This window comes from Megamonas hypermegale (assembly GCF_900187035.1).
GTDB classification, from domain to species: Bacteria; Bacillota; Negativicutes; order Selenomonadales; family Selenomonadaceae; genus Megamonas; species Megamonas hypermegale.
Window position 1 is genome coordinate 1,671,055 of the sequence record NZ_LT906446.1, and the last position, 13,405, is coordinate 1,684,459.

Sequence of the window (13,405 nt, forward strand, 5' to 3'; positions counted from 1 at the left end):
TCTTTTTTATTTATTCTCAAGTTTTTCCAATCTTTTATAGACATCAATCATTTCCAAAGCTACCGTTTTAAATCCTTCCGCACTCATAAGCTGGTCTTCTGCATGCAGTAAGAGCAGATTTACTCCTTCCGATTTGCCTTCCGCTTCCTTCATCAAAAGACCCATATGGGCATCATGACCTTCATTGAATGCTTCGTCGCCGGCTTTAAAAAGTTCGTCTATTTCTTCCCATTTACCTTCTTTAGCCTTCTGAATGGCTTCAATATAACAGCTTCTTGCCGTTCCAACTGTGGAATTGACACTCCCCATGTCTAAAGACAGGGGATTCTTAAGAAGCTCAACTAAAATGTCAGATAAATCCGTCCCTAAGTGCCGCGACTTCCTTAATCTCTGCAAATCTGCCCATTAATTCTATAAACTTATCAAATATTGCCTGCTTAGACATAATAAACTCCTCTCCAGAAAATCCCTCTCCTAAACTTCTCTAAAAATTTATTTTCTGAGTTTATCTGTGCACATCTTCATCTCATCAACTGCGTTTAATATACCACAGCCTTTTTACCAGCTCAATACTTTCGCCATTTTCTGGAATAATGTTTCATTATTTTTTACGATTTTCACACAATTCATATCATTAACGCAAACCGCATAAATTGCGCAAAACATAAAAAACACAGCCAGAAAGTTATATCTAACTCTAACTGTGTTTTTATTTCTCTGAAACAATGTTCCAATAGCTGTTTTACCTCAAAATCACCATAAACGATTGGGGTCATGTACACTTTTTCCATTGACGGTTTCAAATTCACCTACAAATTTTTCCACACTCTTATAATTTTTGCTGAACAGTATACCGAACAATACGTCAAGAATATACCGGCAGCCGACACTGAAAATAACGCCTCCCATACTCAGATAATCTATAACATTGGCGATATAGATAAATTCATCACAGAGTTTGTCCAGTGATGTATCCTTGCTTGCCGAAAGCAGAATAATTTTTGCCCCCTTTCGTTTCAATACCTGCGATATCCGTATTAAATTTTTATTTTCTCCTGTTCGACTAATTAAAATAGCTATATCTTCCTTTTTGAACATGACCGCCTTTGCTACCTGATTATTTACTGTTTCATATACGACTGCCGGCTTTCCCGTCCGCACCAGATGATAAACGGTGGACTGCGATATATAATAATTTAGGTCAAATCCAAAAAACACTATCTGACCAGCCGCATTCATCATATCGGCTACTCTTTCAAGCTGTTTATAATTTATTTCATTCTTTGTTTCCTCTATTGCTTCAATCTGCAAAAAAGCCATTCTCCGCACCACTGATTTTACATCGTCCTTGCCGTTAATCGGTCTGTGTAAATCCCTAATCGGCTTTTCCAGTTCATCATTTTCAAAATCGGAAGTTCTGTTCACCTCACTGATGAATTTTATCTTAAATTCCGTATATCCTTTCAACCCGCATTTTTGGCAAAGACGAAAAATCGCCGCTGACGATGTAAATGTCTTATTGGCAAGCTCTCGTATCGACATATTAACAATTTCTTTGGGATTATCCAAAATATATTTTATGATATTTTGCTCTACTGCCGAAAATTTTTCTCTTTCCGACAAAGTTTTCAGCAATCTCATTTCATCACCGCCAATTTAAAATTATTATTTCTTATTATATCATAAACATTATTCTTGAAATAAATATTAATAACTCCTATAATATAGTTTGAAATCAAACTATATTACAATAAAAGGAGATTTTATATGCTAAATAATGAATTACATTTTCTTTTACTTAAAGCATTCAACCATAGCAATAATCTCATCATCCAACAAGTATACGATTTAGATTTACTACCTGGTCAACCTAAAATTTTAGAATATCTATTAGAACATGATGGAACTATTGCCAAAAATATAAGCCGTGACCATGTACTAGATAAATCCACTATTACCAGTTTACTAACTCGCATGGAAAAACAAAATTTAATTGTACGTAAAAATCAAATCAATGATAAACGTGCTTATTCCATATATTTAACTGAAAAGGGAAAAGAAAGCGCTCAAAAAGTCAAACAAATTTGTGGTCATGTCGATGATATAGCTTTTAAAAATATATCATCAGAAGATAAACAACAATTTTTACAAACTTTAAATATCATTATAAAAAACTTAAGAGAGGAAAATTTTCAATGAAAATTATAGGTTTACGCTATTTTTTCTTTGCCTTAGGAATTTTTATAAATTCCTTTGGTGTAGCATTTGTTACAAAAAGTGATTTAGGTACATCGCAAATATCATCTGTTCCTTACGTTTTATCGCTAGCTTTTCCCGATTATACTTTTGGTATGACTACATTTATTTTTAACGTTTTATTTATCATTATTCAAATAATTATTTTACGACGTGATTTTCATCCAATCCAATTTTTACAAGTTTTTGCCAATATTTTATTCAGCTTTTTCATTGATGTAAGCATGAATTGGCTTGCTTTTTTTCAACCTGAAACCTTTATCGCAAAATTCATATCACTCATCATTGGTTGTATGATTTTAGCTATTGGTATTTGTATAGAAGTTGCACCAAATGTAATAGTTGTTCCAGGTGAAGGCGTTGTCCGTGCTCTTGCTTTAGCTATTGCTATTAAAAAGCCAAAAGTAAAATTCGGCACTATAAAAATTTATTTTGATGTAACACTCATCATTATTGCTTGTATCTTATCTTTTATTTTCTTTGGCGAATTAAACGGCATTGGACTAGGCACTATCGTTTCTGCATTGATAGTAGGAAGATTTATAAATTTAGTAAACCATCATTTCAAATTTCTTAGACATATCCGTGCCTTAGCTCGTTTAAAATAATCTTTAAGAAACTAATTTCAATCCTACTACTGAAAATAAAATTAAAAAAATACAAAATAAACGGCGCCAATTAGCACTTTCTCCGTATTTGATAATACTCACAGCCACGCCTCCCACAGAACCGATACCGGACCATACGGCATATGTAATGCTCATCGGCAAAGTATCTAATGCCAAATTTAGCAAAACAAGACTGCCGCCGAACGCCAGACACATCTTCACGATAAGCACTGACGATTTTTTCAAACCGAATTTTTTAATAAGCTGCCACTTATTCATATAATTAATACTTAAAACTTCCAGTAATCCGGCAACAATAACAAAAATCCAATCCATAACTTAAAACCTCATCTTTCTACTTGTTCATTCAACAATTTTAAACCGATTACACCAACAATCAAAGTAACCATAAATACAAGCTGCCAAAAACTCGGCAATATGCCAAATCCCAAAAATTCCACCAAAATCGTACCGATAGAGCTAAGCCCTACAAATACGGAATACGCCGTTCCTACCGGCAATGTATTTCCCGCCGTAATCAGACAGTAACTTGAACCCATGATAGAAAGACACGTCACCGCCCATTCCCATGGAAGTTCAGCGTATTTAAGCCCCGTAATCCACATCAATTCAAAAAAAGTAGCACCTAAAATTTTTACCCAGCCGATATTCATCACAAAAACCTCCTGAAAATTAATTTTATAAAACAAAAAAGGCTATAGACTGCTGTTTGATTCAGAAACAGCAAAATCTATAGCCTTTTTTCAGACGCTTTCATTTACTTATGGTAGTTTAACAAAATTATTTTTATTTGTCAAATGCCGTTTAATCTAAACTAATTTTTTCACGTCTTTTGGAAAGCTCCTTCAATATATTAAAATAAAAACTTCCGTTTAACTTGTAAAATTTAAGATATAGACACAAAATTACCATAATCAGTAAAGCCGACATTATAAACATCATCACTCTCAAGCCCAAAACCGTTTCTGGCGTCTGAACCGCATTCGGCACATAACCCACCAAGGATAAAACCATCGCCCCGATAAAACCAGCAATAGCCGAACCAAATTTCACGGTAAATGTCTGTACAGAAAACACGACAGCCTCGCTTCTGATACCCGATTTATATTCTCCATATTCAACTGTATCCGCCAGCATTACAGTCGTCGTAACACCGGCTAAAGCATTGCCCAGACAAAAGAAACCTGCCATGGAAAAAAACAGCCAGATATTCGCATTTTCATCGCTGCCGGTAAAAAACATGCCCAACAAACCTAATACTAAAAAAACAGATGATAAAATATATACCACCTTTCGGGAAAATTTATTCGCTAAAGATGGAAAAGCTATCAAACCTATAGAGCCAACAATAAAATTAACTATGCCAAAAATAGAAAACCATTCTTCATGACAAACTACATATTTGAAAAAATAAATATTCATTCCAGTCCATAAAAATACTGCAATTTGCTGTAATATCGTCATAAAAATAATAATTAATAATTGATCATTTTCCTTCAAGAAATTCAATACTTCGCTAAGTTTAATATCTCTTTTATTTTTTATAACTACATGTTCACTGACATTTCTTACACATATTATTTCACAAATATTGAATACAACAGCTACAATCACGGCAAATCTCAAATAGCCATCACTTTCACTAGCTCCCATATTCACGCCTAAACAAGCGATTACTAATAAACCAATTGTAGACATCATTTGACCACCAAAAGTCGCAAATAATCTAGATAACATAGAAATTTCATTTCTAACCTTAGCATCATTTGAAAATGCCGGTATCATTGCCCAAAAAGGCACGTCCATCAAGGTATATGTAAGACTCCATAATAGATATGTAACAATACACCAGACATTTATCAAAATTCCCTGTAAAAAAGTTGCCGGATTTAAATATAATAAAATTAAAACAAAAGAATTTATTATTGTTCCTATTAAAATCCAAGGGCGAAATTTTCCCCATTTAGTTTTTGTATTATCAACAAACCAGCCCATAAAAGGATTAGTTATAGCATCTACAATGCGAACCACTAAAAATAAAGTACTCACAAAAATTAACGATACACCAACTACATCGGTATAAAAAATCATCAGAAAAGCAGCTATCATATTATAAATAAAATCTTTTCCATAAGCTCCTATTCCATAAGATAATTTCTCTTTCCATAAAAGTTTTTCCATAAATAAATTTGCTCCTCCATTTTTTTAATTTTTATAAAATAAAAAGACTATAACTCCTCTGTTTTGTTCAGAAACAGAAAAAGTTATAGTCTAAAATGACGAATTCAATATTTTTCTATGGAAATATTATGCAAAATTTTTAATGAGTTGTCAATAATTATTCATAAAATATAAAGAAAAAAGCACTGAATAATCAGTGCTTTCTCTTAACCGGCAACTTCCTATCCTCCCAGCACGTTTCCATGCAAGTACTTTCGGCCTCTAAATGCTTAACTACTGTGTTCGGTATGGATACAGGTGGTTCCATTTAGGCATCATCACCGGATATTCTTTTTTCTGAGGTCTTTTGTTCCCTCAAAACTTCACAGAAGAATTTCTTGCTCTACCAAGCTTTTAAGTTAAGTTCTCGACTTATTAGTACCAGTCCGCTACATTCATTACTGAACTTCTACTCCTGGCCTATCAACCTCATCTTCTTTAAGGTGTCTTTCAAGCTTACGCTTCGGGAGACCTCATCTCAAGGCTGGTTTCACGCTTAGATGCTTTCAGCGTTTATCCTTTCCGGACGTAGCTACCCAACTGTACCCCTGGCGGGATAATTGGTACACCATTGGTCCGTCCACTCCGGTCCTCTCGTACTAGGAGCAGCCCCCTTCAAGTCTCTTACGCCCGCGATGGATATGGACCGAACTGTCTCACGACGTTCTGAACCCAGCTCACGTACCACTTTAATGGGCGAACAGCCCAACCCTTGGGACCTGCTCCAGCCCCAGGATGTGATGAGCCGACATCGAGGTGCCAAACCTCCCCGTCGATATGGACTCTTGGGAGAGATTAGCCTGTTATCCCCAGGGTAGCTTTTATCCGTTGAGCGATGGCCCTTCCACTCGGAACCACCGGATCACTAAGCCCTACTTTCGTACCTGCTCGTCGTGTCTGACTCGCAGTCAAGCTCCCTTCTGCCTTTGCACTCTTTGCGCGGTTTCCGTTCGCGCTGAGGGAACCTTTGGGCGCCTCCGTTACATTTTGGGAGGCGACCGCCCCAGTCAAACTGCCCGCCTGACACTGTCCTGAGTTTCGTTACTCCTACAGTTAGAGGTTCAATAAATAAAGGGTGGTATCCCAACGTCGACTCCATCTAGGCTAACGCCCAGACTTCCCAGTCTCCCACCTATCCTGTACGTTATTTACTAAACATCAATGTCAGGTTGCAGTAAAGCTCCATGGGGTCTTTCTGTCCAGTCGCGGGTAACCTGCATCTTCACAGGTACTTCAATTTCACCGGGTCCCTCGTTGAGACAGTGCCCAAGTCGTTACACCTTTCGTGCGGGTCGGAACTTACCCGACAAGGAATTTCGCTACCTTAGGACCGTTATAGTTACGGCCGCCGTTTACTGGGGCTTCAATTCAAGCCTTCGAGTTGCCTCTAAGCCCTCCTCTTAACCTTCCAGCACCGGGCAGGTGTCAGCACCTATACTTCAGATTTCTCTTTCGCAGGCACCTGTGTTTGTGCTAAACAGTCGCTTGGGCCTCTCTTGTGCCACCGGCTGACGCTCCAGAAGTTAATCCCTTCACATCCTCCGGCTATCCTTATCCCTAAGTTACGGATACAATTTGCCGAGTTCCTTAACGAGGGTTGTCCCGCGCACCTTAGGATTCTCTCCCCGCCTACCTGTGTCGGTTTCGGTACGGGCGCTCCATCTCTCACTAGAAGCTTTTCTCGACAGCATGGCTCACTTGAATTTGACTCTACCGAAGTATCGTCTATCTATCAGCTCTCGGTCTTATGATACGGATTTTCCTATATCACAACCTACCACCTTCGACACGCTCTTCCAGTCGCGTGCTCAAGCTACCTTCTGTGTCACTCCATTGCTCAAACGATTTGAAGCGGTACAGGAATATTAACCTGTTGTCCATCGCCTATGCTTTTTGCCTCGGCTTAGGTCCCGACTTACCCTGAGTCGACGAGCGTTGCTCAGGAAACCTTAGGCTTTCGGTGGAACAGATTCTCACTGTTCTTTTCGCTACTCATACCGGCATTCTCTCTTGTGTATCCTCCAGCGCTCCTTACGGTACACCTTCAGTCGAATACACAACGCTCCCCTACCCAGAATTATTAAATCCTGCCACGACTTCGGTTCTGTACTTGAGCCCCGGACATCTTCGGCGCAAGGCCTCTCGACCAGTGAGCTATTACGCACTCTTTTAATGGTGGCTGCTTCTAAGCCAACATCCTGGTTGTTTATGAAGTCTTACATCCTTCTCCACTTAGTACAGCATTGGGGACCTTAGTCGGTGGTCTGGGCTGTTTCCCTCTTGACTACGGGTCTTATCACTCGCAGTCTGACTCCCAGGGTCTTAATTATAGCCATTCGAAGTTTGTCTAGGGTCGGTAGGCTTTACGCCCCCTTACCAGAACAGTGCTCTACCGTCTATAATCTTCCCTGAGGCTAGCCCTAAAGCTATTTCGGGGAGTACCAGCTATCTCCGCGTTCGATTGGCATTTCACCCCTATCCACGGTTCATCCCAAAGTTTTTCAACACTCACGGGTTCGGTCCTCCACGCATTTTTACCTGCGCTTCAACCTGACCATGGATAGATCACTGCGGTTTCGGGTCTACACCATGTTACTAGCCGCCCTATTAAGACTCGCTTTCGCTTCGGCTCCGTGTCTCCCACTTAACCTCGCAACATAATGTAACTCGCCGGTTCATTCTTCAATAGGCACGCCGTCGCACTCTTAAGGTGCTTCGACTGCTTGTAGACATACGGTTTCAGGTTCTATTTCACTCCCCTCCCGGGGTTCTTTTCACCTTTCCCTCACGGTACTATTCTCTATCGGTCGCCAATTAGTATTTTGCCTTGGAGGGTGGTCCCCCCTGCTTCCTACAAGGTTTCACGTGTCTCGTAGTACTCTGGATACCAGCCAGATTGACTCCTTTTCGCCTACAGGTGTTTCACCTTCTACGCATGGCCTTTCCAGACCATTCGGCTAAGAAGTTTCCTCTTTATGCCGGTCCTCAACCCCAGACAACCGAAGTTATCTGGTTTGGGCTCTTCCCCTTTCGCTCGCCGCTACTTAGGGAATCTCATTTGATTACTTTTCCTCCGGGTACTTAGATGTTTCAGTTCCCCGGGTCTGCCTCTTTCGTATCATCACATTACTGATGATGGGTTGCCCCATTCGGAAATGTATGGGTCACTGGATGCTTGCTCCTTACCATACCTTTTCGCAGCTTACCGCGTCCTTCATCGGCTCTTGGCGCCAAGGCATCCGCCGTATGCCCTTGTTCACTTAACTTACTTAAGGTCATTTGCTTTTGTCTTCGCTAATGTTTTTTAAATCCTAAAATGCTTGGTTCAATCCACTAAACTCTAAGAGAAGCATTTGCTTTTCTTTTTGGTGAATTAGTTTTTTGCATTTATATTCTTCTGTGCAGTTTTCAAAGAACAATTGAGAGATATTCTCTCAAAACCAAACAATGCTTACGAATGTGCTCGACTCATACCTTACCTTCCGGTAACGCATGCTCCTTAGAAAGGAGGTGATCCAGCCGCACCTTCCGATACGGCTACCTTGTTACGACTTCACCCCAATCATCGCCCCCACCTTCGACGGTCGGTTCCTTTCGGCCCTTAGCCGGCTTCGGGTGTGAATGACTTTCGTGGTGTGACGGGCGGTGTGTACAAGGCCCGGGAACGTATTCACCGCAGTATGCTGACCTGCGATTACTAGCGATTCCGACTTCATGCAGGCGAGTTTCAGCCTGCAATCCGAACTGAGAGATGCTTTTAGGGTTCCGCTCTGCCTCGCGACTTCGCTTCCCTCTGTTCATCCCATTGTAGTACGTGTGTAGCCCAAGACGTAAGGGGCATGATGACTTGACGTCATCCCCGCCTTCCTCCGCGTTGTCCGCGGCAGTCTACTATGAGTTCCCACCTTTACGTGCTGGCAACATAGTATAGGGGTTGCGCTCGTTGCGGGACTTAACCCAACATCTCACGACACGAGCTGACGACAGCCATGCACCACCTGTCTTCCTGTTTACCGAAGTAAAAATACTTATCTCTAAGTACGTCAGTCGATGTCAAGTCTTGGTAAGGTTCTTCGCGTTGCGTCGAATTAAACCACATACTCCACCGCTTGTGCGGGCCCCCGTCAATTCCTTTGAGTTTCAACCTTGCGGCCGTACTCCCCAGGCGGGATACTTATTGCGTTAACTCCGGCACGGAAGGGGTCGATACCTCCCACACCTAGTATCCATCGTTTACGGCTAGGACTACCGGGGTATCTAATCCCGTTCGCTACCCTAGCTTTCGAGCCTCAGCGTCAGTTACAGTCCAGAAAGCCGCCTTCGCCACTGGTGTTCTTCCTAATATCTACGCATTTCACCGCTACACTAGGAATTCCGCTTCCCTCTCCTGCACTCAAGAAAGTCAGTTCGGACCCCCTCACGGGGTTGAGCCCCGCACTTTTAAAGTCCGCTTAACTTCCCGCCTGCGCTCCCTTTACGCCCAATAATTCCGGACAACGCTTGCCGCCTACGTATTACCGCGGCTGCTGGCACGTAGTTAGCCGTGGCTTCCTCGTTAAGTACCGTCAAATAGCACCCTTATTCAAAATGCTACCCTTCGCCCCTAACAACAGAACTTTACGATCCTAAGACCTTCTTCGTTCACGCGGCGTTGCTCCGTCAGGCTTTCGCCCATTGCGGAAGATTCCCCACTGCTGCCTCCCGTAGGAGTCTGGGCCGTGTCTCAGTCCCAATGTGGCCGTTCATCCTCTCAGACCGGCTACTGATCGTCGCCTTGGTGGGCCTTTACCCTCACCAACTAGCTAATCAGACGCAAGCTCATCTTCAAGCGGAAGCATTTTCAGAGGCCTCCTTTAGAGAAATATCCATGCGGTCATCTCTCATTCATTCGGTATTAGCACCCCTTTCGAAGTGTTGTCCCCATCTTGAAGGTAGATTGCTTACGCGTTACTCACCCGTTCGCCACTTGGTGTTTACCGAAATAAACACCCCGTTCGACTTGCATGTGTTAAGCACGCCGCCAGCGTTCGTCCTGAGCCAGGATCAAACTCTCCAAAAAAAATTATTTTTCGAAGAACCGATTGGCTCTTAATTATCTGTTTAAAAGAAATTTAAAGGTAAATTCATTTTCATGAATTACCGCACATTCGTCTGTTAGAAAACATTGTGCATTGTTTAGTTTTCAAAGAACATCTTTGTTTTTGCTGACCTTTCAAAAGTCAGCTTGTTTATTTTATCTTACTTATAAGAGTTTGTCAAGCACTTTTTTAAATTTATTTTTTAGTGCTTTATTTTCTCTTTTAAGTTTTGCCCTCTCATCGAGTGCTTAGCCATTATATCTTATTCAGAATATCTTGTCAAGCTTTTTTTATTTTTTCTTAACAATTTTTTCTGAAGTTTTGTCCGCCTCATCAGCGACGAAAAATATTATATCTAAAACAGATATCCTTGTCAACACTTTTTTTCAATTTTTTATGAAAAAATAAGACACTTGAAAAAACATCTCTAAGTGTCTTATTTTCCATCATTATTTACGACTTAAATCCGCAGACAATACTTGTTTCCATTCTTGCAAAATTTCCACTGGTATATCATATGATATCATTTCAACTTTAATATCATCATTAAATTTGCGTTTTTCTATTTTATCTTTTTTCTCATTTCTTACAAACATATTTTCCATAGCTTCTGGTAGTATAAGTTTAGCTTCTTTTATATTCTGTAATTGATGTATTTCTTTTTTAGTTAAAGAAAAACTTATCCAATACAAATTATCAAACTTCATATCAGAAAATTTTAAAATAGATTTTTTGCCTTCATTATCCACAATTTCTAAATAAGGTGGACAATCTCCATCTAATATGTAGTTTCTATCCATATTATGCGATGTAATTGAAAAAGTTATATTTTCACGATATTTATTTTTGCTATTATAAAATCTATCACGTGTTAAATACACACGAAATAAATCTTTCGGTTCAACTACATCTTCATCCTTACTATTATCTTTATCTGCTTTTTGCTTAGCCTTTTGAGCTTCGTATAAAGCTAACTCTTTTGGGTCTTGATAATCAAAGTCTGAACGAATGCTCACTACATTTCCTACTTGTGCTTCTTTTATCTGCGCTAATGCTGTACTCGATAGACATACAATTAAACTTAATAAAACAATAAATGTCTTAAACATTATAAAACGCTCCCATACACCATTTTTTACTATAATTTTAACACAAAATTTTCTTTAAAAAAAACTATAATTTTGCTATTCTATAATTAACTTAATATATTTAAGAAACGAGGATTATCTATGAAAGCATTTATTTTTGATATGGATGGCGTCATTATTGATAGCGAACCTCTCCATAATAAAATAGTTAGAAGTATTCTAGCTGAAAACAATATAATCGTTACTAATGAAGAATTCAATAAATTCACTGGTATGGCTTCTACTGCTGTATTTGATATTTTCATAAAACAAAATAACCTACCATATACACCAGAACAATTATCTAAAAGACAAATGGATAAATTAAAAAATTATATAGTAGAACACCACGTTAAACCTATTGAAGGAATTATCCCTTTAATTCAAAAATTACATGATAAAAACATTCCACTTGCCATTGCATCTTCTTCACCTTTAGATATGATTGAGTTTACCACTAAAAAATTTGGTATAAATGAATACTTTACTACATTAATATCTGGTGAAGATTTACCTCATAGTAAACCAGCTCCTGATATTTATTTAAAAACAGCAAAAATGCTAGATATCGCACCAAGTGATTGTGTTGCTTTAGAAGATTCTAAGAATGGCAGTATTGCTGCTAAATCCGCTGGAATGTATTGTATCGGTTTTGCCAATCCAAATTCTGGCAACCAAGATTTATCTGCCGCAAATATTATTGTAAACAAAATAACGGATATAGATATCGATAAATTATAAATAAAAAAGGATTGTATTTAACTCAAATAAATTTTCAAGTTATTACAATCCTTTTCTTTTACATATCATCGATTTTATAATCTGTATACAATGCAGCTTGAACTACTGTCATCTCATTTGTGTCAGTACCAGCATTAAAGCCATTTATTAAATTGCCATTTTTATCATATACATATTTCATTTCATCAATATAATATCTTTTATTAGAAGTGTTTTCTCGTTGCTTTGTTGCTCCAAATTTGTAAATCACTACATTTTTAACATTTAAATTTTTAGCTTTAACAAAGGCTTGTTCTTGATTTCCTTCTATAAATAAATAACTTTTTCCATTATTTTTTAATTTATCCATCAATACCAATCGTATATACTTTTCTTCATTATATATTTCTTCTGGAAAATCAATATCAATACTTATTACATAATCTACTTCATTTAATAAACTTGTATTTTCCCTACTATATAATTGTGTTACATCATAATAATCACGCATAGCTTTGTCAAAATAAAGTAACATATTATGAGCAAATTTATCTTTTTCTATCAATGGCAATTCCCATTGTATATTAGTGTCAAATTGTACAAACTTACTATTAGCTATTTGAGTTAAATTTTTAACGGGGTCGCCTTTCATGGTAATCCTCGTCAAATCCAATTTAGTAGCGTATTTATCGACAAAATACTGATTTCCCACAGCAGGCGCACCAAAAGTAATCACTTTTAATTGATTTTTATCAATTCCCATATCACTGAGTCGTGCAGCTAATAATTCAGCTACCGCCCCACCTAAACTATGACCTGTGATATACAATTTGCGCGACTTATCGGCTTTTAATTTCTCTACTAAATCTTCGCCTAAAGTTTTATCTTCATTTATTTTTTCTGTAAAGAAACCATCTTGTACATATTGCATAAAGCCCTTATGTACTAAAGACTTATCATCAAATTCACTAAAAGCTACACTTTCAACAGCTAAATCGGTCTGTATATCCTTCCAACTAACTGTACCACTGATAGATAAAAAATATATTTCTTCATTATCTAATTGCTTTTCTGCCAACAATAATTTTATATCCGATTTTTCTATTTCTTTATTGATAATATCTATTTGCCAGCCATTTTCCTGTAAAATATTACGAGCTAATAAAGATAACTTATCGTTATATACAGCAAGTGCTGTCCATGCAGCTAAATATCGCATGGAAACATCTTCCACTTTTATTTCATGTTGTACATTTTCTATCTTATTAGCACCAAATACATAATTAGTAAAAAAAATACACATAATAACAACCAATACACAAGATTTAAATATTCGCTGCATACAAACTCCTTTTGCTTATATAACAAAAAACAG

General features: G+C 38.3%; 10 protein-coding genes and 3 rRNA genes. 3 read left to right on the forward strand and 10 right to left on the reverse strand.

What is annotated here, in order from left to right; genetic code table 11:
• Nucleotides 1-6: 6 nt before the first annotated feature.
• Together CKV65_RS08105 and CKV65_RS08110 are read right to left on the reverse strand one after the other, a co-directional pair.
• Nucleotides 7-309: a PTS sugar transporter subunit IIA gene (locus tag CKV65_RS08105; RefSeq protein WP_036254872.1), complete on the reverse strand. Its 303-nt coding sequence runs from the start codon at nucleotides 307-309 to the stop codon at nucleotides 7-9.
• A gap of 444 nt (nucleotides 310-753) precedes the next feature.
• Nucleotides 754-1,641, reverse strand: a complete 888-nt coding sequence (locus tag CKV65_RS08110; protein ID WP_027890538.1) for a MurR/RpiR family transcriptional regulator — start codon at nucleotides 1,639-1,641, stop codon at nucleotides 754-756.
• 126 nt (nucleotides 1,642-1,767) lie between these two features.
• On the opposite strand from CKV65_RS08110, the gene CKV65_RS08115 reads away from it, so the two are divergent.
• Together CKV65_RS08115 and CKV65_RS08120 are read left to right on the forward strand one after the other, a co-directional pair.
• A complete protein-coding gene (locus tag CKV65_RS08115; RefSeq protein ID WP_027890537.1) occupies nucleotides 1,768-2,199 on the forward strand; it encodes a MarR family winged helix-turn-helix transcriptional regulator in 432 nt (143 codons plus the stop codon).
• Nucleotides 2,196-2,864 carry a YczE/YyaS/YitT family protein gene (locus CKV65_RS08120; RefSeq protein WP_027890536.1) on the forward strand — a complete coding sequence of 223 codons (669 nt, stop codon included), beginning with the start codon at nucleotides 2,196-2,198 and terminating at the stop codon, nucleotides 2,862-2,864. The genes CKV65_RS08115 and CKV65_RS08120 overlap by 4 nt, the downstream gene beginning before the upstream one ends.
• A 3-nt stretch (nucleotides 2,865-2,867) precedes the next feature.
• Here CKV65_RS08120 and CKV65_RS08125 read toward each other — a convergent pair whose 3' ends face one another.
• The 7 genes from CKV65_RS08125 to CKV65_RS08155 all read right to left on the reverse strand — a co-directional run bounded on the left by CKV65_RS08125 (nucleotide 2,868) and on the right by CKV65_RS08155 (nucleotide 11,292).
• A complete protein-coding gene (locus tag CKV65_RS08125; RefSeq protein ID WP_027890535.1) occupies nucleotides 2,868-3,200 on the reverse strand; it encodes a DMT family transporter in 333 nt (110 codons plus the stop codon).
• An 11-nt stretch (nucleotides 3,201-3,211) separates the two neighbouring features.
• Nucleotides 3,212-3,538 carry a DMT family transporter gene (locus CKV65_RS08130; protein WP_027890534.1) on the reverse strand — a complete coding sequence of 109 codons (327 nt, stop codon included), beginning with the start codon at nucleotides 3,536-3,538 and terminating at the stop codon, nucleotides 3,212-3,214.
• 151 nt (nucleotides 3,539-3,689) lie between these two features.
• Nucleotides 3,690-5,066 carry a glycoside-pentoside-hexuronide (GPH):cation symporter gene (locus CKV65_RS08135; RefSeq protein ID WP_051177643.1) on the reverse strand — a complete coding sequence of 459 codons (1,377 nt, stop codon included), beginning with the start codon at nucleotides 5,064-5,066 and terminating at the stop codon, nucleotides 3,690-3,692.
• A 208-nt stretch (nucleotides 5,067-5,274) separates the two neighbouring features.
• Nucleotides 5,275-5,391: ribosomal RNA gene (gene rrf, locus CKV65_RS08140) — 5S ribosomal RNA — on the reverse strand.
• 69 nt (nucleotides 5,392-5,460) lie between these two features.
• Nucleotides 5,461-8,371: ribosomal RNA gene (locus tag CKV65_RS08145) — 23S ribosomal RNA — on the reverse strand.
• Between the two features lie 237 nt (nucleotides 8,372-8,608).
• Nucleotides 8,609-10,164 (reverse strand): 16S ribosomal RNA (locus CKV65_RS08150).
• The 16S, 23S and 5S rRNA genes sit together here, the layout of an rRNA operon.
• Before the next feature lie 468 nt (nucleotides 10,165-10,632).
• A complete protein-coding gene (locus tag CKV65_RS08155) occupies nucleotides 10,633-11,292 on the reverse strand; it encodes a hypothetical protein (RefSeq protein WP_027890214.1) in 660 nt (219 codons plus the stop codon).
• A 120-nt stretch (nucleotides 11,293-11,412) separates the two neighbouring features.
• Between CKV65_RS08155 and CKV65_RS08160 the strand changes: the two genes are divergently transcribed.
• The gene (locus CKV65_RS08160) at nucleotides 11,413-12,051 is read left to right on the forward strand and encodes an HAD family hydrolase (RefSeq protein WP_027890213.1); all 639 of its coding nucleotides are present in this window, start codon (nucleotides 11,413-11,415) and stop codon (nucleotides 12,049-12,051) included.
• Nucleotides 12,052-12,109: 58 nt separating this feature from the next.
• Here the strand turns inward: CKV65_RS08160 and CKV65_RS08165 are convergent, their stop codons facing one another.
• Nucleotides 12,110-13,372 carry a lipase family protein gene (locus CKV65_RS08165; protein WP_027890212.1) on the reverse strand — a complete coding sequence of 421 codons (1,263 nt, stop codon included), beginning with the start codon at nucleotides 13,370-13,372 and terminating at the stop codon, nucleotides 12,110-12,112.
• Nucleotides 13,373-13,405 lie beyond the last annotated feature (33 nt).

Coding starts and splice junctions, on each gene's coding strand:
- CKV65_RS08155 (WP_027890214.1), bottom strand. CDS start 11,292: ATGTTTAAGACATTTATTGTTTTATTAAGTTTAATTGTATGTCTATCG.
- CKV65_RS08115 (WP_027890537.1), top strand. CDS start 1,768: ATGCTAAATAATGAATTACATTTTCTTTTACTTAAAGCATTCAACCAT.
- CKV65_RS08165 (WP_027890212.1), bottom strand. CDS start 13,372: ATGCAGCGAATATTTAAATCTTGTGTATTGGTTGTTATTATGTGTATT.
- CKV65_RS08125 (WP_027890535.1), bottom strand. CDS start 3,200: ATGGATTGGATTTTTGTTATTGTTGCCGGATTACTGGAAGTTTTAAGT.
- CKV65_RS08160 (WP_027890213.1), top strand. CDS start 11,413: ATGAAAGCATTTATTTTTGATATGGATGGCGTCATTATTGATAGCGAA.
- CKV65_RS08110 (WP_027890538.1), bottom strand. CDS start 1,641: ATGAGATTGCTGAAAACTTTGTCGGAAAGAGAAAAATTTTCGGCAGTA.
- CKV65_RS08130 (WP_027890534.1), bottom strand. CDS start 3,538: ATGAATATCGGCTGGGTAAAAATTTTAGGTGCTACTTTTTTTGAATTG.
- CKV65_RS08120 (WP_027890536.1), top strand. CDS start 2,196: ATGAAAATTATAGGTTTACGCTATTTTTTCTTTGCCTTAGGAATTTTT.
- CKV65_RS08135 (WP_051177643.1), bottom strand. CDS start 5,066: ATGGAAAAACTTTTATGGAAAGAGAAATTATCTTATGGAATAGGAGCT.
- CKV65_RS08105 (WP_036254872.1), bottom strand. CDS start 309: ATGGGGAGTGTCAATTCCACAGTTGGAACGGCAAGAAGCTGTTATATT.